The sequence below is a fragment of the Blastococcus goldschmidtiae genome (genome assembly GCF_031845325.1).
GTDB classification, from domain to species: Bacteria; Actinomycetota; Actinomycetes; order Mycobacteriales; family Geodermatophilaceae; genus Blastococcus; species Blastococcus goldschmidtiae.
In genome coordinates, this window is record NZ_JAVREI010000009.1 from 110,296 (window position 1) to 136,768 (window position 26,473).

At 73.6% G+C, this 26,473-nt stretch carries 24 protein-coding genes; 20 read left to right on the forward strand and 4 right to left on the reverse strand.

The features are described 5' to 3' along the window. Positions 1 to 20 precede the first annotated feature (20 nt). From pdxS to RM425_RS13825, 11 genes are all read left to right on the forward strand, one after another. The gene (gene pdxS / locus RM425_RS13775; RefSeq protein ID WP_311345787.1) at positions 21 to 917 is read left to right on the forward strand and encodes a pyridoxal 5'-phosphate synthase lyase subunit PdxS; all 897 of its coding nucleotides are present in this window, start codon (positions 21 to 23) and stop codon (positions 915 to 917) included. Beyond that, on the forward strand, positions 914 to 1,567 hold the full coding sequence (gene pdxT, locus RM425_RS13780) for a pyridoxal 5'-phosphate synthase glutaminase subunit PdxT (RefSeq protein WP_311345788.1): 654 nt from the start codon (positions 914 to 916) through the stop codon (positions 1,565 to 1,567). Before pdxS ends, pdxT begins: the two co-directional genes overlap by 4 nt. After that, positions 1,564 to 2,319 carry a YebC/PmpR family DNA-binding transcriptional regulator gene (locus tag RM425_RS13785; RefSeq protein WP_311345789.1) on the forward strand — a complete coding sequence of 252 codons (756 nt, stop codon included), beginning with the start codon at positions 1,564 to 1,566 and terminating at the stop codon, positions 2,317 to 2,319. Before pdxT ends, RM425_RS13785 begins: the two co-directional genes overlap by 4 nt. Before the next feature lie 151 nt (positions 2,320 to 2,470). Further along, the gene (ruvC, locus tag RM425_RS13790; RefSeq protein WP_311345836.1) at positions 2,471 to 3,040 is read left to right on the forward strand and encodes a crossover junction endodeoxyribonuclease RuvC; all 570 of its coding nucleotides are present in this window, start codon (positions 2,471 to 2,473) and stop codon (positions 3,038 to 3,040) included. A 64-nt stretch (positions 3,041 to 3,104) separates the two neighbouring features. Beyond that, positions 3,105 to 3,743, forward strand: a complete 639-nt coding sequence (ruvA, locus tag RM425_RS13795) for a Holliday junction branch migration protein RuvA (protein ID WP_311345790.1) — start codon at positions 3,105 to 3,107, stop codon at positions 3,741 to 3,743. After that, complete coding sequence (gene ruvB / locus RM425_RS13800; protein ID WP_311345791.1) at positions 3,740 to 4,864, forward strand: Holliday junction branch migration DNA helicase RuvB; 1,125 nt, start codon at positions 3,740 to 3,742, stop codon at positions 4,862 to 4,864. Before ruvA ends, ruvB begins: the two co-directional genes overlap by 4 nt. A 164-nt stretch (positions 4,865 to 5,028) precedes the next feature. Beyond that, the gene (gene yajC / locus RM425_RS13805) at positions 5,029 to 5,361 is read left to right on the forward strand and encodes a preprotein translocase subunit YajC (protein WP_311345792.1); all 333 of its coding nucleotides are present in this window, start codon (positions 5,029 to 5,031) and stop codon (positions 5,359 to 5,361) included. Between the two features lie 14 nt (positions 5,362 to 5,375). Continuing rightward, positions 5,376 to 7,082: a protein translocase subunit SecD gene (gene secD / locus RM425_RS13810; RefSeq protein ID WP_311345793.1), complete on the forward strand. Its 1,707-nt coding sequence runs from the start codon at positions 5,376 to 5,378 to the stop codon at positions 7,080 to 7,082. Continuing rightward, positions 7,079 to 8,470, forward strand: coding sequence for a protein translocase subunit SecF (gene secF, locus RM425_RS13815; protein ID WP_311345794.1), 1,392 nt, complete (start codon positions 7,079 to 7,081; stop codon positions 8,468 to 8,470). Before secD ends, secF begins: the two co-directional genes overlap by 4 nt. Further along, complete coding sequence (locus RM425_RS13820; RefSeq protein WP_396137049.1) at positions 8,467 to 9,081, forward strand: adenine phosphoribosyltransferase; 615 nt, start codon at positions 8,467 to 8,469, stop codon at positions 9,079 to 9,081. Before secF ends, RM425_RS13820 begins: the two co-directional genes overlap by 4 nt. A gap of 94 nt (positions 9,082 to 9,175) precedes the next feature. Next, a complete protein-coding gene (locus RM425_RS13825) occupies positions 9,176 to 11,632 on the forward strand; it encodes a RelA/SpoT family protein (protein ID WP_311345795.1) in 2,457 nt (818 codons plus the stop codon). A 127-nt stretch (positions 11,633 to 11,759) separates the two neighbouring features. Here the strand turns inward: RM425_RS13825 and RM425_RS13830 are convergent, their stop codons facing one another. Together RM425_RS13830 and RM425_RS13835 are read right to left on the reverse strand one after the other, a co-directional pair. Next, complete coding sequence (locus RM425_RS13830) at positions 11,760 to 12,407, reverse strand: methyltransferase domain-containing protein (RefSeq protein WP_311345796.1); 648 nt, start codon at positions 12,405 to 12,407, stop codon at positions 11,760 to 11,762. A 10-nt stretch (positions 12,408 to 12,417) separates the two neighbouring features. Next, complete coding sequence (locus RM425_RS13835) at positions 12,418 to 13,275, reverse strand: peptidylprolyl isomerase (RefSeq protein ID WP_311345797.1); 858 nt, start codon at positions 13,273 to 13,275, stop codon at positions 12,418 to 12,420. 166 nt (positions 13,276 to 13,441) lie between these two features. On the opposite strand from RM425_RS13835, the gene RM425_RS13840 reads away from it, so the two are divergent. The 5 genes from RM425_RS13840 (at position 13,442) to RM425_RS13860 (ending at position 19,407) form a co-directional block, all read left to right on the forward strand. Next, positions 13,442 to 14,125, forward strand: coding sequence for an MBL fold metallo-hydrolase (locus RM425_RS13840; protein ID WP_311345798.1), 684 nt, complete (start codon positions 13,442 to 13,444; stop codon positions 14,123 to 14,125). Then, complete coding sequence (hisS, locus tag RM425_RS13845) at positions 14,125 to 15,390, forward strand: histidine--tRNA ligase (protein WP_311345799.1); 1,266 nt, start codon at positions 14,125 to 14,127, stop codon at positions 15,388 to 15,390. The genes RM425_RS13840 and hisS overlap by 1 nt, the downstream gene beginning before the upstream one ends. Positions 15,391 to 15,448: 58 nt before the next feature. Continuing rightward, a complete protein-coding gene (locus RM425_RS13850; protein ID WP_311345800.1) occupies positions 15,449 to 16,441 on the forward strand; it encodes an aldo/keto reductase in 993 nt (330 codons plus the stop codon). Positions 16,442 to 16,518: 77 nt separating this feature from the next. Further along, entirely contained in the window at positions 16,519 to 18,309 is a 1,791-nt protein-coding gene (gene aspS / locus RM425_RS13855) for an aspartate--tRNA ligase (protein ID WP_311345801.1), read from the forward strand. A gap of 9 nt (positions 18,310 to 18,318) precedes the next feature. Beyond that, on the forward strand, positions 18,319 to 19,407 hold the full coding sequence (locus tag RM425_RS13860; protein WP_311345802.1) for a pyridoxal-phosphate-dependent aminotransferase family protein: 1,089 nt from the start codon (positions 18,319 to 18,321) through the stop codon (positions 19,405 to 19,407). Positions 19,408 to 19,512: 105 nt separating this feature from the next. Here RM425_RS13860 and RM425_RS13865 read toward each other — a convergent pair whose 3' ends face one another. Beyond that, positions 19,513 to 20,379, reverse strand: coding sequence for an endonuclease domain-containing protein (locus RM425_RS13865; protein WP_311345803.1), 867 nt, complete (start codon positions 20,377 to 20,379; stop codon positions 19,513 to 19,515). Positions 20,380 to 20,567: 188 nt separating this feature from the next. Further along, positions 20,568 to 21,398, reverse strand: a complete 831-nt coding sequence (locus RM425_RS13870; protein ID WP_311345804.1) for an aldo/keto reductase — start codon at positions 21,396 to 21,398, stop codon at positions 20,568 to 20,570. Positions 21,399 to 21,540: 142 nt separating this feature from the next. Between RM425_RS13870 and RM425_RS13875 the strand changes: the two genes are divergently transcribed. The 4 genes from RM425_RS13875 to alaS all read left to right on the forward strand — a co-directional run bounded on the left by RM425_RS13875 (position 21,541) and on the right by alaS (position 26,473). Next, entirely contained in the window at positions 21,541 to 22,878 is a 1,338-nt protein-coding gene (locus RM425_RS13875; RefSeq protein ID WP_311345805.1) for a replication-associated recombination protein A, read from the forward strand. 136 nt (positions 22,879 to 23,014) lie between these two features. Next, complete coding sequence (locus RM425_RS13880; protein WP_311345806.1) at positions 23,015 to 23,440, forward strand: DUF948 domain-containing protein; 426 nt, start codon at positions 23,015 to 23,017, stop codon at positions 23,438 to 23,440. Further along, on the forward strand, positions 23,440 to 23,727 hold the full coding sequence (locus tag RM425_RS13885; protein ID WP_311345807.1) for a hypothetical protein: 288 nt from the start codon (positions 23,440 to 23,442) through the stop codon (positions 23,725 to 23,727). Before RM425_RS13880 ends, RM425_RS13885 begins: the two co-directional genes overlap by 1 nt. Before the next feature lie 61 nt (positions 23,728 to 23,788). Next, positions 23,789 to 26,473 carry an alanine--tRNA ligase gene (gene alaS / locus RM425_RS13890; RefSeq protein WP_311345808.1) on the forward strand — a complete coding sequence of 895 codons (2,685 nt, stop codon included), beginning with the start codon at positions 23,789 to 23,791 and terminating at the stop codon, positions 26,471 to 26,473.

A 26,473-nucleotide genomic window follows, 5' to 3' on the forward strand; every position in this document is an offset into this window, starting at 1 on the left:
CAGCCGTTAGGCCGACTGCCGTGTCTGCACAGACCCCCTCCACCGGAACCGACCGCGTCAAGCGCGGGATGGCCGAGCAGCTCAAGGGCGGCGTCATCATGGACGTCGTCACCCCCGAGCAGGCGAAGATCGCCGAGGACGCCGGCGCCGTCGCCGTCATGGCCCTGGAGCGGGTGCCCGCCGACATCCGTGCCGAGGGCGGCATCTCGCGGATGAGCGACCCCGACATGATCGAGGGCATCATCGGCGCGGTCTCCATCCCGGTGATGGCCAAGGCGCGCATCGGCCACTTCGTCGAGGCGCGGGTCCTGCAGGCCCTCGGGGTCGACTACATCGACGAGTCCGAGGTGCTGACCCCGGCCGACGAGGCCCACCACATCGCGAAGTCGGAGTTCACCGTCCCCTTCGTCTGCGGCGCCACCGACCTGGGCGAGGCGCTGCGCCGGATCTCCGAGGGCGCGGCGATGATCCGCTCCAAGGGCGAGGCCGGAACCGGCAACGTCGTGGAGGCCACCCGCCACATGCGCTCCATCCGCGCCGGCATCAAGGCGCTGGGCACGCTGGACGAGACCGAGCTCTTCGTCGCCGCCAAGGAGCTGCGCGCGCCGTACGACCTCGTCGCCGAGGTGGCGCGGCTGGGCAAGCTCCCGGTCGTGCTGTTCACCGCCGGCGGCATCGCCACCCCCGCGGACGCCGCGATGATGATGCAACTGGGCGCCGAGGGCGTCTTCGTCGGCTCCGGCATCTTCAAGTCCGGCGACCCGGCGCAGCGCGCCGCCGCGATCGTGCAGGCGACGACGTTCCACGACGACCCCGACGTGATCGCGAAGGTCTCCCGCGGGCTCGGCGAGGCGATGGTCGGGCTGAACGTGTCCACGTTGCCCGCCGACCAGCGCTTCGCCACCCGCGGCTGGTGACCGCACCCGTCATCGGGGTCCTGGCGCTGCAGGGTGACGTCCGCGAGCACCTCGCGGCGCTGCGCGACCAGGGCGCCGAGGCGGTGGCGGTGCGGCGCCCGGAGGAGCTGGTCGCCGTCGACGGGCTGGTCGTGCCCGGCGGCGAGTCGACGACGATCGTGAAGCTGGCCCACCGGTTCGGGCTGCTGGAGCCGCTGCGCGCCGCCGTGCGCGACGGTCTCCCGGCCTACGGGTCCTGCGCCGGCATGATCCTGCTCGCCGACCGGCTGCTGGACGCCCCACCGGACCAGGAGACGATCGGCGGGCTGGACGTCACCGTCCGCCGCAACGCGTTCGGCCGGCAGGCCGACAGCTTCGAGTCCGAGATCGACTTCGGGGGCCGCGGCGGCGGTCCGCTGCACGCGGTGTTCATCCGGGCCCCGTGGGTGGAGGAGGCCGGCGAGGGCGTCGACGTCCTCGGCCGGGTCGTCGGGGGAGAGGCCGACGGTAGGATCGTCGCCGTCCGCCAGGGGAACCTGGTGGCCACGAGCTTCCACCCCGAACTCACCGGGGACCGCCGGGTGCACGCGCTGTTCGTCGACATCGTCCGCCGTCGCCTGGCCGAGCAGGCCGGCGCCGAGGCCGGGAACGAGAGGGGAACGCCTTCATGAGCGGCCATTCCAAGTGGGCGACGACCAAGCACAAGAAGGCCGGGATCGACGCCAAGCGCGGCAAGCTCTTCGCCAAGCTGATCAAGAACATCGAGGTCGCCGCCCGCACCGGCGGGGGCGACCTGGCCGGCAACCCGACGCTCTACGACGCCGTCCAGAAGGCGAAGAAGAGCTCGGTGCCCAACGACAACATCGACCGCGCGGTCAAGCGCGGGTCGGGCGCAGAGGCCGGTGGGGTCGACTACCAGGGCATCACCTACGAGGGCTACGCCGCCGGTGGCGTCGCCGTCCTCATCGAGTGCCTGACCGACAACAAGAACCGCTCGGCGATGGAGGTCCGGACCGCCATGACCCGCAACGGCGGGACCATGGCGGACCCGGGCTCGGTGTCCTACCTCTTCTCCCGCAAGGGCGTCGTCGTGGTCCCGAAGGCCGGGGGCGTGGACGAGGACTCGGTGCTCCTGGCCGTGCTCGACGCGGGCGCCGAGGAGGTGCGCGACCTCGGCGACACGCTGGAGGTGGTCAGCGAGCCCGGTGACATGGTCGCCGTGCGCACCGCCCTGCAGGACGCCGGCATCGACTACGACTCGGCCGACATGGGCTTCCTGCCCAGCGTGCAGGTGGAGCTGGACGAGGACGGCGCGGGCAAGGTGTTCCGGCTCATCGACGCCCTCGAGGACCTCGACGACGTGCAGAACGTCTACGCGAACTACGAGGTCTCCGACGAGGTCATGGAGAAGATCGACGCCTGAAAGAGGACCCCGTCGCCCCCCACGCCTCGCACGCTCGGCGCGGGCCCCTGCGACGGGGCCGCCCGCTGGTGGCGTGTCTTCCGTCGGTTACGTTGTCCAGGGGCTAGCGTTCGGATCGAACAGGTGTTCGTGCGAACCTAGGAGCGTGGCCATGCGGGTGCTCGGCATCGACCCGGGGCTCACCCGGTGCGGCTGGGGGGTCGTCGACGGCCGCCCCGGTGCCCGCCCCACGGCGATCGGCGTCGGCGTGGTCCGCACGCTGGCCGAGCTGGACCTGGAGCTGCGCCTGCTCGAGGTGCACACCGCGGTGACGGCGCTGCTGCGCGAGCACCGGCCCGACGTCGTCGCCATCGAGCGGGTCTTCACCCAGAACAACAGGGGCACCGCCACGGGGACGGCGCAGGCCGCGGGGGTGGCCGCGCTGGCCGCCGCGCAGGCCGACCGGCCCGTCGCCTGGCACACGCCCAGCGAGGTCAAGGCGGCCATCTCCGGCAACGGCCGGGCCGACAAGGAGCAGGTCACCCTCATGGTCACCCGCGTGCTCGGGCTCGCCGAGGCCCCGAAGCCGGCCGACGCCGCCGACGCCCTGGCCCTGGCGGTCTGCCACGCCTGGCGCGGACCGGCCCAGCAACGGCTGCGCTCGGCCGCGCTCGCCGGAGGCCTCGGCGCCCCCGTCGTGCAGCGCACGCTGCCCCGCTGGCAGGGGGTGGCGGCCCGATGAGCACCTGGATGACCGGCGTGCCCCTACGGGGACCCAGCAGGCGTCGGTGGACAGGAGTGGCTCCGTGATCGCCTCGGTGAACGGCCGGGTGGCCGCGGTGTCGCCCGACGGCGCGGTGGTGGAGGTCGGCGGGATCGGGCTGGCGGTGCAGTGCACGCCGGGGACGATCGCCCGCCTGCAGGTGGGGGAGTCCGCCCGGCTCTCCACGAGCCTGGTCGTGCGCGAGGACTCGCTCACCCTCTACGGCTTCGCCGACGACGACGAGCGCCAGCTGTTCGAGCTGCTGCAGACCGCCAACGGCGTCGGCCCCCGGCTGGCGCAGGCCGTGCTGGCCATCCACCCGCCGCGCGAGGTGCGCCGCGCGGTGTCGACGGCCGACGTGAAGGCGCTCATGCAGGTGCCCGGCATCGGGAAGAAGGGCGCCGAGCGGCTGATCCTGGAGCTGCGCGACCGGCTCGGCTCGGTCACCACCGACACCTCGCTGGACGGTCCCGCGCCGGCCGGGCTCACCGCGGTCACGCCCGTCGCACCGTGGCGGGACCAGCTCACCTCCGCGCTGGTCGGGCTCGGCTGGTCGGGCAAGGAGGCCGAGACGGCGCTGGCTCAGCTGGCCCCCGTGGCCGACCAGCAGATCGTGGAGACCGGCTCGGTGGAGGTCGCCGTCCTGCTGCGGCAGGCGCTCCAGCTCCTGGGTAGATCGTGAGTGCGCCGTTCGACCGGGCGATGACCGGTGAGGTGGCCGGCGAGCTCGGCCAGGAGTGGGCGGTCTCGCCCCAGGCGGGGGACGAGGAGCGGGTCGTCGAGTCGGCCCTGCGGCCGCACTCGCTGCACGACTTCATCGGCCAGCCCAAGGTGGCCCGCCAGCTCGCGCTCGTGCTGGAGGGGGCGAAGCGGCGCGGACGCCCGCCGGACCACGTGCTGCTGTCGGGCCCGCCGGGGCTCGGCAAGACCAGCCTCGCGCTGATCATCGGCTCCGAGCTGGGCACCGCGGTGAAGATCACCAGCGGTCCGGCCATCGAGCGGTCCGGGGACCTCGCCGCGATGCTGTCGAACCTCGCGCCCGGCGACGTGCTCTTCATCGACGAGATCCACCGCATCGCCCGGCCGGCCGAAGAGCTGCTGTACATGGCGATGGAGGACTTCCGGGTCGACGTCGTCGTCGGGAAGGGGCCCGGCGCCACCGCGATCCCGCTGGAGATCAACCCGTTCACCCTCGTCGGGGCCACCACCCGCGCCGGACTGCTGACCGGCCCGCTGCGGGACCGGTTCGGGTTCGTCGGCCAGATGGAGTTCTACGAGCCCGCCGAGCTGCAGCTGGTGCTGGCGCGCAGCGCCGACCTGCTCGGCGTGGAGCTGACCGACGAGGGCTCGGCGGAGATCGCCGGGCGGTCGCGGGGCACCCCCCGGATCGCCAACCGGCTGCTGCGCCGGGTCCGCGACTACGCCGAGGTGGAGGCCGACGGCCGGGTCACCCGCGCCGTCGCCGAGGCCGCACTGGCCCTCTACGACGTCGACCACCTCGGGCTCGACCGGCTCGACCGGGAGGTCCTCGAGGCGCTGGTGGGCAAGTTCGGCGGCGGCCCGGTCGGGGTCGCGACCCTCGCCGTCGCCGTGGGGGAGGAGCCGCACACCGTCGAGGAGGTGTGCGAGCCGTTCCTCGTCCGCGCCGGGCTGCTCGCCCGCACGCCGCGCGGTCGCGTCGCCACGGAGGCGGCCTGGCGGCACCTGGGCCGCGCCCTGCCGCGCGGCGGGATCCCCCTCGGCCGGGTCACACCCGACCCACCGGGCGCGGGCTCGTCGTCAGAGCCGCTCTTCGACGCCTAGACTCCAGACCGCTGGCGCGCAAACTGAGAGGCCGCGGCCGTGCGCGCCCTTCCGGGTCGCCGCGCGCCGTGCACCAGATGCGCCGAGGCAACCGACGTACCCGAGCGGCCCCCCGGGCCGCACCGACCGCGGAGCAGCACGCGCGGTAGAGAGGCACACCTGTCGTGGAGTACTTCCCACTGATCATGCTCGCCCTGCTGGCGGTGCTGCTGTTCGTGCTCCCCGCACGCCAGCGCAAGGCCATGGCCGCCCGTGCCCAGGCCCTGCAGGAGTCGCTGACCGTCGGCACTCCCGTGATGACGACCAGCGGCATCCACGGCACGGTGGCCGCACTCCACGAGACCACCGCCGACCTGGAGCTCGCGCCCGGCGTCGTCGTGACGTTCGCCCGGCAGGCGATCCTGGAGATCCGCCAGCCGGCGGGCCCGGGCACCGGACTCCCCGGGGACGACGCTCCCGGCTCGGCCGGGGGACGCCCGGCCGACGGCACCCGCTGAGCCGGGGAGATCCCGTGGCCAACCGTGCGCTGCCGGCCCGCCGGTACTTCGGCGCGTTCATCCTGATCGTGGCCCTGCTCTACGGCCTGGTCTTCTTCGCCGGTACCGACCGGACGCCGCAGCTCGGGCTGGACCTGCGCGGCGGCACCACCGTCACGCTGACCGCCCGCACGCCCGACGGTGCCGCGCCCGACAGCGAGGACCTCGAGCTCGCCCGCCGGATCATCGAGCAACGGGTGAACGGCCTGGGCGTCGCCGAGGCCTCGGTCGTGACCGAGGGCGACTCGAACATCGTCATCTCCGTGCCCGGGGACGACGGCGACCAGGCACGCCAGCTGGGCGAGACGGCGCAGCTCAGGTTCCGCCCGGTGCTGAACGTCGCGCCGGCCGGCGAGGCGCCCGCCGAGGAGCCCGCGGAGCCGACCGAGGGTGCGGAGGTCACCGACGGCGCGGAGCCCACCGACGGCGCGGAGCCCACCGACGGCGCGGAGCCGACCGAGGGCGCCGAGCCCACCGACGGCGCGGAGCCCACCGACGGGGCGGAGCCCACCGAGGGCGCCGAGCCGTCCGAGGCGCCGGCCGACGAGGCGGACGAGGCCCCGGCGCGTGATCCGGACTCGCCGGCGGTCACGCAGGAAGAGGCGCAGATCGCCTTCGACGCACTGACCTGCGGCGACACGGTCGCCAGCGACACCGCCCGCCCGGACGACCACGTCGCCGCCTGCGGTGAGGACGGCGAGTTCAAGTACCTGCTCGGCCCCACGGTCGTCGAGGGCACCTCGGTGACCGACGCGTCGGCCGGTACCCGCGCGGGCACCGGTGAGTGGGTCGTCAACCTGGACTTCGACTCCGAGGGCGGCAGCGCCTGGGGTGCCTACACCGCGGCCAACATCGGCAACTCGGTGGCGATCACCCTCGACGGCCGGGTCATCTCGGCGCCGGCCATCCAGAGCGCGATCCTCGGTGGCAGCACCGAGATCACCGGCCAGTTCGACCAGGAGTCGGCCACCGAGCTGGCCAACCAGCTCAAGTACGGCGCGCTCCCGCTGAGCTTCACCCAGCAGACCGCCCAGTCGATCTCCACCGAGCTCGGTGAGGAGCAGCTGCGCGCCGGGCTCCTCGCCGGCGCGCTCGGCATCGGCCTGGTCTTCCTGTACTCGCTGCTCTACTACCGGGCGCTCGGCCTGGTGATGATCGCCAGCCTCGTGCTCTCCGGTGTCGTGGTCTACGGCGTGCTGGTGGTGCTCGGTCGGGAGATCGGGTTCACGCTCAGCCTGGCCGGCATCGCCGGCTTCATCGTCGCGCTCGGCATCACCGCGGACTCGTTCGTCGTCTACTTCGAACGGCTCAAGGACGAGATCCGCGAGGGCCGCAGCCTGCGCTCGGCCGTACCGCGGGCCTGGGTCCGCGCCCGGCGGACGATCCTGTCGGCCGACGCGGTCAGCTTCCTGGCCGCGGCGATCCTCTACGTGCTGGCCATCGGCGACGTGAAGGGCTTCGCGTTCACGCTGGGCATGTCGACGGTCCTGGACCTGGTCGTCGTCTTCCTCTTCACCCATCCGCTGATGGCGGTGCTGTCGCGCTACAAGTGGTTCGGCAGCGGCAGGGTCTCCGGCCTGGGTCAGGTCGACAGGTCCCGCCCGTCGTCCGCTCCGCGGGCCGGCCGCGACCTGGTCGGCGCCACCGCCGGTGCCACGGCGCAGAACAGGAGCACCTCATGACCCGCGACGAGCGGAACGACGGATCCGGCGTCCCCGGCTCCGAGGAGGCGGTCGTGCCGGTCGGTACCGACGCCGACGAGGCCCGGGACGCGGGTCACGCCTCCGACGAGGCGGCCGCGTCGATGGGAGACGATGCACTCGCCGACGCAGGCCTGCTCCGCGAGGGTGGCGCCGAGCAGGCGGGCCGGCCTCGCGCCTCGCTGGCGCACCGGCTCTACAACGGCGAGGCCGGGCTGGACGTGGTGGGCCGCAGCCGGCTGATCTACAAGATCACCGCCGTGATCCTGCTGCTCTCCCTCGCCGCGATGCTGTTCCGGGGCTTCAACTTCGGCATCGACTTCGCCGGCGGCAACAGCTTCCGGCTGCCCGGCACCGAGTCCGAGTTGTCGCAGATCCGCGAGGCGGCCGACGAGGCCGGGGCCGAGGTGGCCTCCGCGCAGATCGTCGGCGGTGACAGCGTCCTGCTGCGCACCGGCGCCCTGGAGAGCGACGCCGAGCGCCAGGTCGTGGAGGCCGTCGCCGAGGCCGCCGGCGTGGCCCCGAACCAGGTCAGCCCGGAGTCGGTGAGCGCCGACTGGGGCCGGAACATCACCGACCAGGCGCTCGTCGCGCTGGTCGTCTTCCTGGTCGCGGTCGTGGCGTTCCTCGCCCTGCGCTTCCAGCCCAAGATGGCCATCGGCGCGATGGCCGCCCTGGTGCACGACATCGTGGTGACCGCGGGCATCTACGCGCTGGTCGGGTTCGAGGTGACGCCGGCGACGGTGATCGGCTTCCTGACCATCCTCGGCTTCTCGCTCTACGACACCGTGGTGGTCTTCGACAAGGTCGACGAGAACGTCAAGGACCTCGAGAAGTCGGCCCGCATGACGTGGAGCGAGGCGGCCAACCTGGCCGTCAACCAGACGCTCATGCGCTCGATCAACACCTCGGTCATCGCGCTGCTGCCGGTCGCCGGGCTGCTGTTCGTCGGCGCCGGGCTGCTGGGCGTGGGGACCCTCAAGGACCTGGCGCTGGTCCTCTTCGTCGGCCTGGCCGCCGGCACGTACTCGTCGATCGTCCTCGCGACGCCGATCGTGGCCGACCTCAAGGAGCGCGAGCCCGAGGTGCAGGCGCTGCGCCGGCGGGTGCTCGCGCGCCGGTCCTCGGCGGCGCGGCAGGGAGGCGCCCCGGCCGGGCCGGTGGCCAGCGCGCGCCGTGGTCGCCGCCCGGCGGGTGGCGGCGGTACCGCTGTCGCCGAGTTGCCCGGCGAGGTGCAGGCCGACGTCGTGATCGAGTCGCCGTCGTCCGTGCGGCCCGACGCGTCCGGGAGCACGGCCGCGCCGCGTCCCGGTGCCCGGCCGCAGCGCTCCGACGGCAAGGGCCGCCCGCCGGGCAGGAAGCGCCGGTGAGCGCGGTCCCCGCCGATGAGGCGGTGCGGCAGCCGCTGGACGAGCTGATCGCCTCGCTGACCGTCGACGTGCCCGACCACCCCGAGCCGGGGGTGCTGTTCCGCGATCTGACGCCGGTGTTCGCCGACGGCCCGGCCTTCCGCCGGCTGGTCGCGGGCCTGGCCGCTCCGGAGAACGGGGATCCGCGGGCCGCGGCCCTGGCCGGTGGCGACGACGCCGGTGCCGACCACGCGGGGCCGCCGTTCGACGTCGTCGTCGGCGTGGAGGCCCGCGGATTCCTGCTCGCGGCCGCGGTCGCGCTGTCCGCCGGGGTCGGCGTGGTCCTGGTCCGCAAGGCCGGGAAGCTCCCACGCGAGCGGATCGCCGCCGACTACGTGCTCGAGTACGGCACCGCGACGCTGGAGCTGCACTCCGACTCCATCCGCCCGGGGCAGCGCGTGCTGGTGGTCGACGACGTGCTCGCCACCGGCGGCACCCTGGCCGCGGCCGTCGCCCTCGTGGAGCAGCTCGGCGGCGTGGTGACCGCGGTCTCCGTGGTGGTCGAGCTGGCGGCGCTGGGCGGCCGGCAGCGCGTCGCGCCGCACACGGTGCACGCCCTCTGGACCACCTGACCGAGGGAGGCGCCCCGCCGGCATGCGGCGGCGCCACGCCCGGCGCGGCTAGCATGGACAGGATCCTCCTCTCCTCGAACCCGCGGGAGTCGCCGTGGCCTCCGACGTAGCCGCCGACGCCGCTCCGGCGCGCCCCGGCACGCCCGGCACCACCACCGACCCGTCCCCGCCGGACGGGGCAGCGCCGGTGCCCCACCGGCCACCGTTGCCGGAGCGGCCCGCGGTGCGCCGACCGGACGACGTCGGCGCCGAACCCGGCGACGGCGACCCGGGCACCCCCCGCCGCCGCGTCCGCGACCGGCTGGCGCGCCGGATCGTGGCCGGCCAGCGCAGCCCCGTCGTCCGTCCGGTCCTCGAGCCCCTGGCCGCCCTGCACCGGCAGAGCCATCCCAAGGCCGACCTGGTCCTGCTGCAGCGGGCCTACGACGTGGCCGAGGCCGCCCACTCCGCCCAGAAGCGCAAGAGCGGCGACCCCTACATCACCCACCCGCTGGCCGTCGCGACCATCCTCGCCGGTCTCGGGATGGACACCACCACCCTCGTGGCGGCGCTGCTGCACGACACCGTCGAGGACACCGGCGTCACCCTCGACTCGATCACCGCCGACTTCGGGCCCGAGGTCGCCCACCTGGTCGACGGCGTCACCAAGATCGACAAGGTGAAGCTGGGCGACGCCGCCCAGGCCGAGACGATCCGCAAGATGATCGTCGCCATGGCCCGCGACCCGCGGGTGCTGGTCATCAAGCTCGCCGACCGGCTGCACAACATGCGCACGCTGCGCTTCCTCCCGCCCGAGAAGCAGGAGAAGAAGGCGCGCGAGACGCTGGAGATCCTCGCCCCGCTGGCCCACCGGCTCGGCATGAACACCATCAAGTGGGAGCTCGAGGACCTCGCGTTCGCCACCCTGTACCCCAAGCGCTACGACGAGATCGTGCGGCTGGTCGCCGAGCGGGCGCCGTCCCGGGACACCTACCTGGCCGAGGTCACCACGACGGTCCAGGAGCAGCTCAAGGCGGCGAAGATCGAGGCGGTCGTCACCGGCCGGCCCAAGCACTACTACTCGATCTACCAGAAGATGATCGTGCGCGGCCGCGACTTCACCGACATCTGGGACCTGGTGGGCATCCGGATCCTGGTCGATTCGGTGCGCGACTGCTACGCCGCGCTCGGCATCATGCACGCCCACTGGCAGCCGCTGCCAGGCCGCTTCAAGGACTTCGTGGCCATGCCGAAGTTCAACATGTACCAGTCGCTGCACACCACGGTGATCGGCCCGCACGGCAAGCCGGTCGAGCTGCAGATCCGCACCCACGACATGCACCGGACCGCCGACTACGGCATCGCGGCGCACTGGAAGTACAAGGAGAGCGCACGGGCCGGCGGCCGGCCCAGCGCCGGTGAGTTCGGCGCGCCGCCCAAGGTGGGCTCGCCCGACGACATGCTGTGGCTGCGCCAGCTCCTGGACTGGCAGCGGGAGGCGCAGGAGCCCGGCGAGTTCCTGGAGACGCTGCGCTACGACCTCGGTCCGCAGGAGGTCTTCGTCTTCACGCCCAAGGGCGACGTGGTGAGCCTGCCGGGGGAGTCGACGCCGGTCGACTTCGCGTTCGCGGTGCACACCGAGGTCGGCTACCGCACGATCGGCGCCCGGGTGAACGGCGCGCTGGTCTCGTTGGACCGCAAGCTGTCCAACGGCGACGTCGTGGAGATCTTCACCTCGAAGTCGCCCACCGCGGGGCCCTCCCAGGACTGGCTGTCCTTCGTCGGCTCGTCGCGGGCGCGCACGAAGATCCGCCAGTGGTTCACGAAGGAGCGTCGCGAGGACGCGGTCGAGGCGGGCAAGGAGGCGCTCACCCGCGCCATGCGCAAGGCGGGTCTGCCGCTGCAGCGGCTGCTCGGCGGCGAGGCGCTCAGCACGCTGGCCAAGGACCTGCGCTACGCCGACGTCACCGCCCTGTACGCGGCGGTGGGGGAGAACCACATCTCGGCGGCGTCACTGGTCGAGAAGCTCATGACGGCGCTCGGCGGCACCGAGGGCGCGGTCGAGGACATCGCCGAGACCGCCATCCCCACGAGCCGGCCGGCCCCCCGCCGCTCCTCGGGTGGCGACCCCGGCATCGTCGTGCACGGCATGACCGACGTGTGGGCCAAGCTCGCGAAGTGCTGCACGCCGGTGCCCGGCGACAAGGTGCTGGGCTTCGTCACCCGCGGTGGTGGCGTGAGCGTGCACCGCACCGACTGCACGAACGCCGACGACCTCCAGCGCAAGCCCGAGCGGCTGGTGGAGGTCCAGTGGGCCAGCGCGCCGGGCTCGGTCTTCCTGGTCGCGATCCAGGTGGAGGCGCTGGACCGGCACCGGCTGCTCTCCGACGTCACCAAGGCGCTGGCCGACGAGCGGGTGAACATCCTGTCCGCCTCGGTGCAGACCAGCCGGGACCGGGTGGCCATCAGCCGGTTCACCTTCGAGCTGGCCGACCCCGCCCACCTCGGTGCGGTCCTGCAGACGGTCCGCAACGTCGACGGCGTCTTCGACGTGGAGCGCGTGACCGCCTGACCTCGCGCTGGGATCAGGTGACCTGATCCCAGCGCGTCCTCCCTCACCGTGCGCCGTGAGGGAGGACGCGCTGAGGTGAGGGAGGACCTCCGCGACGGTCGTCCGTCCCCGCCGCAGGCCGTCGGGGTCAGGGCAGGCGGGTGGCCACCACCGCGTAGAGCGGGTCCCCCCGGCCGGGCGGGGTGCGCAGCGAGACCTCGGGCTCGGTGAACCGGCCGGCGCGCCGCACCAGCTCGGCGACCAGCGCTGCGTGCTGCTCGTCGTCGGTGAGCAGCCAGCCGCGGACGGCCTTGGTCGGGAAGCACCGGTTGGAGAAGGTGATCGCCAGCGTGCCGCCGGGCCGCAGGACCCGCCCGATCTCCTCGAGCACCTCGATGGGCCGGGTCAGGTAGTCGATCGACACGCAGCAGACGGCGGCGTCGACGTCCTCGTCGGGCAGCGGCAGCCGCGGATCGGCGTTGAGGTCCTGCACCACGCGCTCGGTGGCCGCGGTGTTGGCCGCCAGCTCCGCGGCGTTCATCCCCAGCACCACCAGCTCTGCGGGCGGCGTGCGGAAGTGCGAGATCCACGAGGACATCAGGTCGAGCACCCGCTGCGGCCGGGGTGCCCAGCCGTCGATGCCCAGCTCGGCGTAGAGGGCGCCCACGGCGGCGAGGGCGTCGTCGTCGATGTGGGTGACCAGCCGTGGCGGGCCGTAGAACAGCTCGTCGGGTCGTTCGTCGTCCCGGCGGAAGAAGTCCTCCGGGAAGCCGGCGTACGGGTCGGTGCCGCTCACGGGGCCGGTGTCACGCCACGACGGAGAGCGTCTCGATGTTCACGGGGGTGGCGGGAGCGCCGTCGCCCTCGGGGCCGACACCCTCGATGCCGCCGGCGGCGACCTCCTCCAGCACCGCCAGGCCGGCCTCGTCGACCGTGCCGACGACGGTGTAGTCCGGGGGGAGCTGGGTGTCGGTGAAGACCAGGAAGAACTGGCTGCCGGTGCTGCCCGGAGCGGCGGTCTTCGCCATCGCGATGGTGCCGCGCGGGTAGGTCGTCTCGGGCGTGACCTCCTCGGCGTACTTGTAGCTCGGGCCACCCGAGCCGGTCCCGGTCGGGTCACCGCACTGCAGCACGCCGAAGCTGGGCTGGTTGACCAGCCGGTGGCAGGTGCTGCCGTCGAAGAACGACTGCTGCGCGAGGTAGGTGAAGCTGGCCGCGGCGCAGGGGGCCTTCGCGCGGTCCAGGGTCAGCGTCAGGTCGCCCTGGTCGGTGCTCATCAGCAACGTGCTGGTGCCGTCGGCCGGCGTCGCCTCGGGGGACGGTGGCGTGCCGACGTCGGTGAGGTTGGGGTTGCCCGAGGTGTCGGGCGCGTAGGTGCAGGTGACGGTGCCGTCGGGGTTGGGCACGGCCGGGCTCGCCGTCGCCGCCGCCGTCGGAGCCGCCGTGTCGGTCGGGGTGGGGTCGGCCGACGCCGTCGCGTCGTCGTCGTCCCCGGTGAAGACGCCGGTGAACAGCAGCACCGCGCCGAGGACCACGACGGCGGCGATCGCGGCGAGGGTCATGCCCAGGTTGCGGCGCCGCTTCTGGGCCTGCTCGGCGCGGCGCTCCATCTGCCGCTGGAGGTGGCGCTGGGCAGCCTCGCGGCGCTGCTTGTTCGTGGGCATGGGCGGGAACTCCTCGGACGGGCGGCTGCTCGGCGGAACGGCGGGGCGGCGGGGTGGACCTGCTGCCGGGCGCCGCTCGGCGCGGTCGACGACGGAGTCTAGGTGGCTGAGCTGTCCGTTCCCTGGCACGCCCGCCGGGGCCGGGGCGCCCGCGTAACCTGCACGGGTGCTCATCCGCTCCTTCCCCGCCGGTGCCTTCGGGACCAACTGCTACGCCGTCGCGTCCGGCCCGGGGCAGGAGTGCGTCGTCGTCGATCCCGGCATGGACGCCGTCGAGCCGCTGGCCCGCATGCTGGCCGACGACGGGCTCAAGCCGGTCGCCGTGGTGCTCACCCACGGCCACCTCGACCACACCTTCTCCGTGCTCCCGGTGTGCGACGGCTACGACATCCCCGCCTACCTGCACCCCGACGACTTCGGCATGCTCTCGGACCCGGTGCGCTGGCACGGTCCGCAGCTCGCCCCGCTGCTCGGCGGTCTCCGGCTGCCGGACCCCAGCGACGTCAAGGCGCTGGACGACGGCGCCGTGCTGTCGCTGGCCGGCGTCGACCTCACCGTCCGGCACGCGCCCGGGCACACCCAGGGCTCGGTGATGTTCTCCCTCGACCTGGGGGAGGCCCCCGGCCTGCTCGCCGGCGACGTGCTGTTCGCGGGCTCCGTGGGCCGGGTGGACCTGCCCGGCGGCTCGTGGGACGCGATGCTCACCTCGCTGCGCGACGTCGTCCTGCCGCTGGACGACGAGACGATCGTGCTGCCCGGCCACGGCCCGGCCACGACGATCGGGCGCGAGCGGGCGACGAACCCGTACCTGGCGGAGGCCGCTGCCGAGCCGAAGGGGCGGGGGCTCTGATGAGCGGCCTGACCGCCCCGAAGGGCACCTTCGACACGCTGCCGCCGGACTCGACCCGCTTCCTCGGGGTCCGCGACACGCTCACCGCGCCGCTGCGGCAGGCCGGATACGGCTACATCGAGACGCCGGCGTTCGAGGACACGGCCGTCTTCGCGCGCGGGGTGGGAGAGTCCACCGACGTCGTCCAGAAGGAGATGTACACCTTCGACGACCGCGGTGGCCGCTCGCTGACCCTGCGCCCGGAGCTCACCGCGGGCCTGATGCGCGCCTTTCTCGAGCACCGCCTGTACTCCGGCGCGCTGCCGGTCAAGATCTGGAGTGTGGGCTCGGCGTTCCGCTACGAGCGCCCGCAGGCAGGTCGCTACCGGCACTTCACCCAGGTCGACTGCGAGGCCCTCGGCGTCGACGACCCGGCGCTGGACGCCGAGGTGGTGGCGCTGGGCGTGCAGGGGTTCCGCGACCTCGGCCTCACCGATTTCGAGCTGCTGCTGACCTCGCTGGGCGACGACACCTGCCGGCCGCAGTACCGCGAGCTGCTGGTCGCCTACCTGGCGAAGCTCGACCTCGACGAGGAGACCCGCCGGCGCGCGGAGATCAACCCGCTGCGGGTGCTGGACGACAAGCGGCCCGAGGTGCAGGCGCAGCTCGGCGACGCCCCGCTCATGGTCGACCACCTGTCCGACTCCACCAGGGCGCACTACGACGCCGTCCGCCAGCACCTCACCGACCTCGGCGTGGCCTGGACCGAGGCGCCGCGGCTCGTGCGAGGGCTGGACTACTACACGAAGACGACGTTCGAGTTCGTGCACGACGGGCTGGGCGCGCAGTCGGCGATCGGCGGCGGCGGCGGGTACGCCGGGTTGTCGGCGGCGCTCGGCGGCCCGGACCTGCCCGGCATCGGCTACGCCGTGGGCGTGGACCGCACCCTGCTCGCGGTGCGGGCCGAGGGGCTCGACGTCGGCGCGAGCGCCGGGGTGCAGGCCTTCGTCGTGCCGCTGGGGGCGGAGGCCAAGCGGCTGGCCGTCCGGCTGGTCGGGCAGCTGCGCCAGGCCGGGGTCGCCGCCGACACCGTCTACGGCGACCGCGGGCTCAAGGGCGCGATGAAGGCCGCCGACCGCTCCGGCGCCTCGCACATCGTGGTCATCGGCGAGCGCGACCTCGCCGAGGGCGTGGGCCAGCTCAAGGACATGAGCACCGGCGAGCAGACCGCCGTCCCGGTCGCGGACCTGTTCGACGCGCTGAAGCGTGCGACGGTGGGTCCGTGAGAACGACGCCTGACGGAGCGCCAGCGACCGAGGAGCGGATCGAGGGCGGAGTCGAACCATGAGCACGGTGATGGAGCAGCGGCCGCTCGGGCGGACCGGGGCCGAGGTCGGCGTCGTCGGCCTGGGCACCTGGCAGTTGGGCGGCGACTGGGGCGACGTCTCCGAGGACGACGCCGCCGACGTGCTGGACGCCGCGCTCGACGCGGGCGTGAACCTGCTCGACACCGCCGACGTCTACGGCGACGGGCGCTCGGAGGCGCGGATCCGCAAGGCGCTGGCCCCGCGGTCGGACCGGCCGTTCGTCGCGACCAAGGCAGGGCGCCGCGCCGAGCCGTTCGAGGCCGCGCAGTACAGGCACGAAAACCTCCGCGCCTGGATCGACCGGTCCCGCCGCAACCTCGGCGTCGACACGCTGGACCTGGTGCAGCTGCACTGCCCGCCACCCGCGGTCTACGGCGACCAGCGGGTCTACGACGCGCTGGACTCCTTCGTCGAGGACGGCGCGATCGCCGCCTACGGCGTCTCCGTCGAGACCGTGGCCGAGGGGCTCACCGCGCTGCAGCACCCGGGCGTGGCCACCCTCCAGGTGATCCTCAACGTCTTCCGGCGCAAGCCGCTGGAGGAGCTGCTGCCCGCGGCGGCCCGCGCCGGCGTCGGTGTGCTGGCCCGGGTGCCGCTGGCCAGTGGGCTGCTCACCGGGACGTACGACGAGTCGACGACGTTCGCCGCCGACGACCACCGCAGCTTCAACCGCGGCGGCGAGGCGTTCGACGTCGGCGAGACCTTCGCGGGGGTGCCCTTCGAGGTCGGCGTCGCCGCCGCCCGCGAGGTGGCCGCCATCGCCGGCGACGTCGAGACCTCCGCGTTCGCGCTGCGCTGGGTGCTGGACCAGCCCGGCGTCACCGCCGTCATCCCCGGTGCCCGGAACGTCGAGCAGGTGCGCGGCAACGTCGCCGCCGCCGGGCTGCCGCCGCTGTCGCCCTCCCAGCTCTCCGATCTCGAGCGGCTGTACGACGAGCGCATCCGCGCCCACGTGCACGACCGCTGGTAACCCGCCCCGACCCGCTTTCCACCCGCCCCACCGCCCGCCAGATCCCTCCCACCCACCACCACGAGAGGCCACATCCCTTGCTGCGCACCCACGACGCCGGCACGCTGCGCGCGTCCGACGCGGGCACCACCGTCACCCTCGCCGGCTGGGTGGCCCGCCGCCGCGACCACGGTGGCGTGGTCTTCCTCGACCTGCGCGACGCATCGGGCTACGTGCAGGTCGTCGTCCGCGAGGAGGAGGCGCACCACCTCCGCAACGAGTACTGCGTGCTCGTGACCGGTGAGGTCCGCACCCGCCCCGAGGGCAACGAGAACCCCGAGCTGCCGACCGGCGAGATCGAGGTCGTGGCGGCTGGTGTCGAGGTGCTCAGCCAGTCCGACCCGTTGCCGTTCCCCATCGACGACCACGTCGAGGTCGGCGAGGAGTCCCGGCTGCGCCACCGCTACCTCGACCTGCGCCGCAGCGGACCGGCCGCTGCGATGCGGCTGCGCAGCGACGTGAACCGGGCTGCGCGCGACGTGCTGCACGACGAGGGCTTCCTCGAGATCGAGACGCCGACGCTCACCCGGTCCACCCCCGAGGGCGCCCGCGACTTCCTGGTGCCCGTGCGCCTGCAGCCCGGCAACTGGTACGCGTTGCCGCAGTCCCCTCAGCTGTTCAAGCAGCTGCTGATGGTCGGTGGCATGGAGCGCTACTACCAGATCGCCCGCTGCTACCGCGACGAGGACTTCCGGGCCGACCGGCAGCCGGAGTTCACCCAGCTCGACATCGAGATGAGCTTCGTCGAACAGGACGACGTCATCGCGGTCGGCGAGCGGATCGTCGCCGCCCTGTGGGCCCTCGTGGGCGTCGAGGTCCCGCTCCCGATCCCGCGCATCACCTATGCCGAGTCCATGCGCCGCTACGGCAACGACAAGCCGGACCTGCGCTTCGGCTGCGAGTTGGTCGAGTGCACGGAGTACTTCGCCGACACGCCTTTCCGCGTGTTCCAGGCGCCCTACGTCGGCGCGGTGGTCATGCCGGGCGGCGCCTCGCAGGCGCGCAGGCAGCTCGACGCCTGGCAGGACTTCGCCAAGCAGCGGGGCCACCGAGGGCTGGCCTATGTGCTGGTGCAGGAGGACGGCTCGCTCACCGGCCCGGTCGCCAAGAACCTGTCGGAGACCGAGCTCGCCGGCCTCGCTGCCCACGTCGGTGCCTCACCCGGCGACTGCGTCTTCTTCGCGGCGGGGGCGGCGTCGTCGGCCCGCGGCCTGCTGGCTGCGGCCCGGCTGGAGATCGGCGCGCGCTGCGGGCTGATCGACGAGAGCCGCTGGGAGTTCGTCTGGGTCGTCGACGCCCCGCTGTTCGAGCCGGCCGGGGAGAGCGGTGACGTGGCCGTCGGCGGGGGCGCCTGGACCGCGGTGCACCACGCGTTCACCTCGCCGAAGCCGGAGTGGATCGACCGCTTCGAGCAGGACCCCGGCAACGCGCTCGCCTACGCCTACGACATCGTCTGCAACGGCAACGAGATCGGCGGTGGGTCGATCCGTATCCACCGCAAGGACGTGCAGCAGCGCGTGTTCGACCTCATGGGCATCGGGCCCGAGGAGGCTCAGGAGAAGTTCGGCTTCCTGCTCGACGCCTTCTCCTACGGGCCGCCGCCGCACGGCGGCATCGCCTTCGGCTGGGACCGTGTCGTCATGCTCCTCGCCGGCGCGAACTCGCTCCGCGACGTCATCGCCTTCCCGAAGACCGGAGCCGGGTTCGACCCGCTGACCGGCGCGCCGACACCGATCACCGACGTCCAGCGCCGCGAGGCCGGCATCGACGCGCAGCCCGAGGAGCCGGCCCTCCCGGAAGCGTCCGGCCCGGCCGACCCGACGAAGTAGCCGATCGCCATGACGCTGCGCGCCCGCACCCTGCTCGGCCCCGGCCCGTCCAACCCATACCCGGAGGCGCAGGCCGCGCTGGGGCTCCCGCTGCTCGGGCACCTGGACCCGCTCTTCCTCCAGGTGCTCGACGAGACCTCCGAGCGGCTGCGGCAGGTCTTCGGGACGGCGAACCGGCGCACGCTGCCGCTCTCGGCCACCGGCTCGGCGGGCATGGAGGCGGCGTTCGTCAACACCGTGGGCCCCGGCGATGTCGTCGTCGTGGCGGTCAACGGGCTGTTCGGGCAGCGCATGGTGGAGGTGGCCTCGCGCTGCGGCGCGGAGGTGGTCGCCGTCGAGCACGAGTGGGGGCAGCCGGTCGACGCCTCCCGGGTGCTGCAGGCGCACCCGGCGCCGAAGCTGATCGCCGCGGTGCACGCCGAGACCTCGACCGGCGTGCTCTCCGACCTCGGGCCGCTGGCCGCCGGCAAGGGCGACGCGCTGCTGCTCGCGGACTGCGTGACCTCGCTGGGCGGCGTCCCGGTGCGGCTGGACGAGTGGGGCGTGGACCTCGCCTACTCGGGCTCGCAGAAGTGCCTCGGCGTCCCGCCCGGGCTGGCCCCGTTCACCATCAACGACCGGGCGTGGGAGCGGCGGATCGACAAGCCGCAGAGCTGGTATCTCGACCTCGGCCTGCTCGGCGGATACGCGGGGGAGGCGGCGGGCTCGGGGCGCACCTACCACCACACCGCGCCGACCGGCATGGTCGTCGCCCTGCACGCGGGGCTCGGCCGGATCCTGGACGAGGGGCTGGACGCCGTCCACGCCCGGCACGCCGAGGCCGGCCGCATGCTGCACGCGGGGCTGGCCGAGCTGGGGCTGGAGCTGTTCGCCGCCGAAGGCTCCCGGCTGCCCGAGCTCACGACGGTGAAGGTGCCCGACGGCGTCGACTCGGCCACCGTTCGCGCCGAGCTGCTCGACCGCTACGACCTGGAGATCGGGGCGGGCGCGGGTGCGTACGCGGCGTCGGTGTGGCGGATCGGCCTCATGGGCCCGAACGCCGCACCCGGCAAGGTCGCCCTCGTGCTCGCCGCGCTGAAGGACGTCCTCGGCCGCTGACCCCCTCGCCCCTCCCGCCTCACCCGCCTCACGATCATCGGGTTCCGCTCGCTCCTCGCGGCGCGCCCTCCCGTGTCGCCGGCAACAACTCGATGATCGCGGGTATCAGCGCCAGCCGCGGGAGAGGAGAGCCCGCCGTGCGCGGTCCACCACGAGCTGCTCGTCGAGGTGCCGGGCGGCGAATCGGACCGTCAGCCAGCCGTCGGCCGCCATCAGGGAGTAGCGCTCCACGTCCCGGCCGAACTGAGTCCGCTCCGCGTGCTGCCGGCCCTCGTACTCGACCGCGACCTTCCAGCGGGACCAGCCCAGGTCGGCGTGGGCGACGGCTCGTCCGTGCCGGTCGAGGATCGGCACCTGCGGCTCCGGCTCGGGCAGGCGGCTGGTCGCCAGCCAGTACCGAATCAGGCTCTCCGGGCGGCTCATGGCCAGCGGGGAGAGTAGCCCGGCGCATGCTCGGGCACGGATGACACCGCGAGCGCCGGACGCCCGAGCGAGCCGGGATGCAAGTGCAGCGCGATCGAGATGCCCACCACGGAGCAGCGCGTCGCCGATGGCCACCAGTTCGTGTCCGGGCACCCGCGCGGCCAGGTCCAGGTAAGTCTGGGCCGGCGAGGTCACGCGCAGACCGGACAGCGGGACGACGTCGGCCGGCGTGAGATCGGTGCGCACCCGCACCTGCAGCCCACGTCGTTGCGGCAGGACGCTTCGCGGGGTCACCACCGCCTGCACGGGTCCGTCCTCGGGAACGGGGGCTCTCCACAGCAGGGCTGCAGTGAACAGCCCGAAGGCGGCGTCTGCGGGAAGCACCAGGGCCCACGCCGCGCAGCGCTGGACCAGGCTCGGTTCCACCGCCGAGGACAGGTACAGCCCGCGTCCCAGCCGCACGCCGTCGCGTCCCACCTGGCGGCGGGCCGCGCCCCTCTGCCGAGCCGCGGCCCAGGTGTACGCCGTCCCTAGATCGACCTCGCCCATGCAGGCGACCGTGGGTCCTCAGCTGCCCGTTCCGGCCGGTCGGCGTCGATCTGTGGACGGCGGCCGCAACTGTGGACCGCGATCATCGCCTCGTGCTCGCCCGCCGCGGCGCGCCGGCCCGTGTCGCCGGCAACAACTCGATGATCGCGGGAGGCAGGGAACCGGGTGGCGGGAGGCGAGAAGAGGGGTCAGCTCGCGTCGAGGCGGGCCAGTTGGTCGGGGGTCAGCTCTATCGAGGCGGCGGCCGCCGAGTCCTGGATCGACGCCGCACGGGAGGCGCCGGGGATGGGGACGACGACGTCGGCCTGCGCGAGGTGCCACGCCAGCGCCACCCGGTACACCGAGACGCCGAGCTCCGCGGCCACCCCGGCGAACGCGGGCGCAGAGGTGTCCAGCGAGCCGGCCGCGCCCACCCCGCCGAACGGGCTCCACGGGATGAATGCCAGCCCGTGCGCCGCGCAGTGCGCCAGTTCCCCGGCCGAGGAGCGCCAGCCGGGGGAGAGCTGGTTCTGCACGCTGACGAAGCCGTCGCCGACGATGGCGCGGGCGGCGTCGATCTGCGCGATGTCGGCGTTGGACACCCCCACCATCCGCACCAGCCCGTCGTCGGCGAGCGCCCGCAGGGCTCCCATCGAGTCCTCCCACGGCGTCGCGGGGTCGGGGCGGTGGAGCTGGTACAGGCCGATCGCGTCCACGCCGAGCCGGCGCAGCGAGGCCTCGCACGCCCGGCGCAGGTAGTCCGGCGAGCCGTCCAGCCGCCAGTCTGTGCCGGAGCGCGTGTGCCCGCCCTTGGTGGCGACGAGCACGTCGGCGGCGCCGGGGCCGTAGGAGGCCAGCGCCTCGGCCACGAGCTCCTCGTTGTGCCCGAACTCCGCCTCGTCGCGGGAGTAGGCGTCGGCGGTGTCTACTAGATTCACCCCGGCGTCGAGGGCGGCGTGGACGACGCCGATCGCCTCCTCGCGGGAGGGCCGTGGCTCCTTGGTGGACAGGGGCATCGCCCCCAGCCCGATCGCGCTCACGTCCCGGTCTCCGATGCGTCGCTGCTGCACGGGGCCTGTCGTGCCCCGCGGGTAGCGTCGCAACCGTGAGCGGACAGGCGGGTGAGCATCGCAGCGAGGAACGAGTGAGGAGCGGAGCGCGCCGCGGAAGCGAACCGACGGTATGACATCGCTGTTCGACCCCGCTCCGGACGAGGACGGCGCGCCCGTCCTCGATCCGGGTGCCCCGCTCGCGGTGCGCATGCGGCCGCGCGCGCTGGACGAGGTCGTCGGCCAGCAGCACCTGCTCGGCCCGCGCGCCCCGCTGCGCCGGCTGGTGGAGTCCGACGAGCCGATGTCCCTGGTGCTCTACGGGCCCCCCGGGACCGGCAAGACCACGCTGGCGCACGTCATCTCGCTGGCCACCAAGCGGCAGTTCGTGCAGCTGTCGGCGCTGGACTCCGGGGTGAAGGAGGTGCGGGCGGTCATCCAGAGCGCCAAGCGCGAGCTCACCTTCTCCTCCCGCCGCACCGTGCTGTTCATCGACGAGGTGCACCGCTTCTCCAAGACCCAGCAGGACAGCCTGCTGTCCGCGGTCGAGGACCGGATCGTCAGCCTGATCGCGGCCACCACGGAGAACCCCTTCTTCTCCGTGGTCAGCCCGCTGCTCTCGCGCAGCCTGGTGCTGGCGCTGCAGCCGCTGGAGGACGACGACGTGCGCACGCTGCTGCACCGGGCGCTCACCAGCGACCGCGGGCTCGACGGCGTCGTCACGCTGAGCCCCGAGGCCGAGGAGCACCTGGTCCGCATCGCCGGCGGGGACGGCCGCAAGGCGCTCACCGCCCTGGAGTCCGGCGCCGGAGCGGCGAAGGCGGTCGGCTCGGCCGAGATCGACCTGGCCACGCTGGAGACGGCGGTCGCCCAGGCCGCTGTGCGCTACGACCGCCAGGGCGACCAGCACTACGACGTCGCCAGCGCCTTGATCAAGAGCATCCGGGGCAGCGACGTCGACGCCGCGATGCACTACCTCGCACGCATGGTCGAGGCGGGGGAGGATCCGCGCTTCATCGCCCGCCGGCTGGTCATCTCCGCCAGCGAGGACATCGGCATGGCCGACCCGACGGCGCTGCCGCTGGCCGTGGCGGCGATGCAGGCGGTCCAGATGATCGGCATGCCGGAGGGCCACTTCCCGCTCGCGCAGGCCGTCGTGCACCTGGCCACCGCCCCCAAGTCCGACGCCGTCACCACAGCCATGGGGGAGTCGGTGGCCGACGTGCGGAAGGGCCTGGCCGGGCCGGTGCCGCCCGGCCTGCGCGACGGGCACTACGCCGGTGCGAAGAAGCTCGGTCACGCCCAGACCTACGTGTACCCGCACAGCCATCCCGACGGCGTCGTCCCGCAGCAGTACCCGCCGGACGCGCTGGTCGGCAGGGACTACTACCGGCCCACCGGCCGGGGCGCCGAGGCCCGACTGGGCGAGCGGCTGGCCAAGCTGAGAGCGATCGTGCGTCGCGGTCGCTGACGCGGCTGCCGATGGGAACGGGGACGCGGAACGCATCCGGCGGCCCCGCGACTAGTCTGACGACTCCGCCCACCGGTCGACCCGGCCGTGCCGGGCGGGCAGCCCGGTCGCCGAGACCAACAGACGAGGAGCACGTGTGTCCGCAGGAGAGATCGCCGGGCTGGTCGCAGCCGGTGCGTTGGTGCTGCTGGTGGTGCTGGTCGCCGTCCCGCTGCTCAAGCTCGGCCGCACGCTGGACGAGACCACGCTGACGATCCGGCAGGTCCGCGAGCAGAGCGCGCCGATCCTGACCCAGGCCAGCACCACGGTGACCCACGTGAACAGCAACCTCGAGCGGGTCGACGACATCACCGGCAACGCCGCCAACGTGTCGAGCAACGTCGCCGCCCTCACCAGCGTCGTCGCCGCGACGCTGGGCAGCCCGCTGATCAAGGTCGCCGCGTTCTCCTACGGCGTCCGCAGCGCGACGAAGAAGAAGCGCGAGGGCGAGGCGCTCGCCGACGCCGCGCGCCGCGACAAGGAGGCGCGCCGCGCGCGTCGTGCCGCCCGGCGGGCCGTCTGATGCGCCGGCTGTTCTGGCTCGCCATGGGCATCACCATCGGCGCGCTCGTCGTCCGCAAGCTGAGCCGCGCGGCGGAGAAGATGACGCCCGCGGGCATCGGGGCGTCGATCGCCGACGGCCTGCGCGACCTGGCCGACGCCATCGGTGACTTCGGCGCCGACATCCGCGACGCCATGGCCGAGCGCGAGCAGGAGTTGCGCGCGGGCACGGGGCTGGACGCCCCGCTGCCGGTGGGCGACCAGGTGCAGCTGCCCGGTCGTGGCGGGGCGCACGCCTCCCGATCCTGAACCGCCCGCCGGGACGCCCACCCTCCCGCCCGGCCCAGTCCGCCGAGACCGAGAAGACCTGATGCAGACCGCCGAGATCCGCCGCCGCTTCCTGGAGCACTTCGCCCAGCGCGGCCACACCGTCGTCCCCAGCGCGTCGCTGGTGTCGCCGGACCCCTCGCTGCTGTTCACCGTGGCCGGGATGGTGCCGTTCATCCCGTACCTGACCGGTCGCGAGCCGGCGCCGTTCGCGCGGGCCACCAGCGTGCAGAAGTGCGTGCGCACCCTCGACATCGAGGAGGTGGGCAAGACCACCCGCCACGGCACGTTCTTCCAGATGAACGGCAACTTCTCCTTCGGCGACTACTTCAAGGAGGGGGCGATCCAGCACGCCTGGCAGCTGCTCACCGGCCCGGTCGCCGACGGCGGTCTGGGATTCGACCCCGAGCGGCTCTGGGTGACGGTCTACCTGGACGACGACGAGGCCGCCGAGGCCTGGGCGCGCATCGCGGGCCTGCCGGTCGAGCGGATCCAGCGGCTGGGCAAGAAGGACAACTACTGGCACACGGGAGCGGCCGGCCCCGGCGGCCCGTGCTCGGAGATCTACTACGACCGCGGCCCGGAGTCCGGGCCCGACGGCGGCCCGCTGGTCGACACCGCCGGCGACCGGTTCCTGGAGATCTGGAACCTCGTCTTCATGCAGTACGAGCTCACCGACGTCCGGAGCAAGGAGGAGTTCACGGTCGTCGGTGAGCTGCCCAACAAGAACATCGACACCGGCATGGGCCTGGAGCGGGTGGCCTTCCTGCTCCAGGGCGTCGACAACATGTACGAGATCGACGAGGTCGCGCCCGTGCTGCGGCGCGCCGCCGAGCTCAGCGGGGTCACCTACGGGGAGGACCACGAGGCCGACGTCCGGCTGCGCGTGGTCGCCGACCACGTCCGCAGCGGCCTCATGCTCATCGGCGACGGCGTCACGCCCGGCAACGAGGGCCGCGGCTACATCCTGCGCCGGCTGCTGCGCCGCGCCGTCCGCTCCATGAAGCTGCTCGGCGTCGAGGACGCCTCGCTGCCGGAGCTCCTGCCGGTCTCCCGTGACGCGATGAGCGCCAGCTACCCCGAGCTGGCCACCGACTTCGCCCGCATCTCCGCCGTCGCCTACGCCGAGGAGGAGGCGTTCCGCCGCACCCTCACCTCCGGCACGGCGCTGTTCGACACCGCCGTCGCCGCGGCCAAGGGGGCCGGGACGCCGTCCCTGACCGGGGAGCAGGCGTTCTCCCTGCACGACACCTACGGCTTTCCGATCGACGTCACCCTCGAGATGGCCGCCGAGCAGGGCGTGACCGTCGACGAGGAGGGCTTCCGCGCGCTCATGACCGAGCAGCGCGACCGGGCTCGCGCCGACGCGCGCGCCAAGCGGACCGGCTCGGTCGACGTCCTGGCCTACCGGCGACTGCTCGCCGAACACGGCCCCACCGACTGGCAGGCCTACGAGACGCTGCGCACCGACGCCCGGGTGCTGGGCGTCGTCGCCGAGGGGGACGACGACGCCGCGCCGCGACCGGTCGGCCCGGGCGAGATCACCCGCGTGGTGCTCGACCGCACGCCGTTCTACGCCGAGTCCGGTGGGCAGGTGGCCGACGCCGGCATCCTGACCTGGGACGGCGGCCGCGCCGAGGTCATCGACGTGCAGCGCCCGGTCAAGGGGCTGGTCGCCCACCAGGTGCGCGTGCTGGAGGGCGAGCTGCGCGAGGGCGCCGAGCTCACCGCCGAGGTCGACCGCGAGTGGCGGCTCTCGGCCTGCCAGGCCCACTCGGGCACGCACGTGGTGCACGCCGCCCTGCGGCAGGTGCTCGGCCCGCAGGCGCTGCAGTCGGGGTCGTACAACCGCCCGGGGTACCTGCGGCTGGACTTCGCCTGGCAGGGGGCGCTGACCGCGCAGCAGCGGACCGACATCGAGGACGTCGCCAACGCCGCCGTCCGCGCCGACCACGCCGTGTCGGCCTCGTGGATGACGCTGCCGGAGGCCCGGGCCTTCGGCGCGCTGGCGCTGTTCGGCGAGACCTACGGCGAGCAGGTCCGCGTCGTGGAGATCGGCGGCCCCTGGTCGCGCGAGCTCTGCGGTGGCACGCACGTGCGGGGCAGCGCGCAGATCGGCACGCTGGCGCTGACCGGCGAGTCCTCGGTCGGGTCCGGCTCGCGCCGCGTCGAGGCGGTGGTGGGCCTGGAGGGCTTCCGCTATCTCGCCCGCGAGCGGGACCTCGTCCGCCAGCTGGCCGAGCTGCTCAAGACCCCGCAGGACGGGCTGGTCGAGCGGGTCGGCGGCATGCTGTCCCGGCTGCGCGACGTCGACCGGGAGCTGGCGGAGCTGCGCAGCCAGCAGAACCTGGCGGCCGCCGGACAGCTGGCCGCGGGCGCGCAGGACGTGGGCGGGGTCGCCGTGGTCACCGGCGCGCCTGCCGGGCTCGGCGGGGGAGACCTGCGCACCCTGGCGCTGGACGTCCGCGGCCGGCTGGGCGAGCGCCCCGCGGTCGTGCTGCTGGCATCGGAGTCAGGTGGCAAGGTGGCCCTCGTGGCGGCGCTCAACCCGGCCGCCCTGGCGCAGGGGCTGTCGGCCAACGACGTGTTGAAGGCCGCGGCGGGTCCCGTCGGCGGTCGAGGTGGCGGAAAGGCCGACGTCGCCCAGGGGGGCGGCACCGACGCGGCGGGCATCCCCGCTGCGCTGCAGGCCGGCGAACAGGCGGTTGCGACCGCCACTGGGAGGTGA